We start from the raw sequence: 503 nt of genomic DNA on the forward strand, positions 1-503 counted from the left end.
CCGCGTAGAGCGTCATCACCGACAGCCCGCCGACGAGCGCGAGCGCGGACTCGACGGCGACGAACGCGGCGGCGGCGCGGCTGCGCAACCGTTTTGCCAGCAGCGAGCCGCAGCCCATCGCGAAGACCATCACCGACAGCACCACCGACGCCTGGGTGACCGAGTCGCCGACCAGGTACGAGGCGAGGGCGACGAGTTCGAGTTCGTAGATCAGCCCGCAGGCGGCACAGACGAAGACGGCCGCCAGGACCAGCGCGCGGGCCGCCCGCACCGGGACGGGCAACGCCAAGGCGAGCTGGCGGGAGGTTTGCGGTCGTCCGCGCTGGTCGAGCATGAATGCACGCTATGTCAGGGTTGATCCGTCACCCGTCACCCACAAGGGTGCAGTTCGGCCGCGCAGGCGGGCGGGTGGCGGCGGGTGGTGGTGCCCGGAAGCGCGCAGGGGTACGGCCGGGCAGCACGCCGGACGGCACGCGCCCCGCGGCGCCGCCGGGAGACCGGTC

At 73.2% G+C, this 503-nt stretch carries 1 pseudogene; it reads right to left on the reverse strand.

Annotation, left to right across the window (positions count from 1 at the left end):
• Positions 1–334: pseudogene (locus AC5RWQ_RS30350) on the reverse strand (hypothetical protein); the annotation flags it as partial.
• Positions 335–503: the final 169 nt, after the last annotated feature.

The sequence above is a fragment of the Micromonospora sp. BS32 genome, from assembly GCF_059089345.1.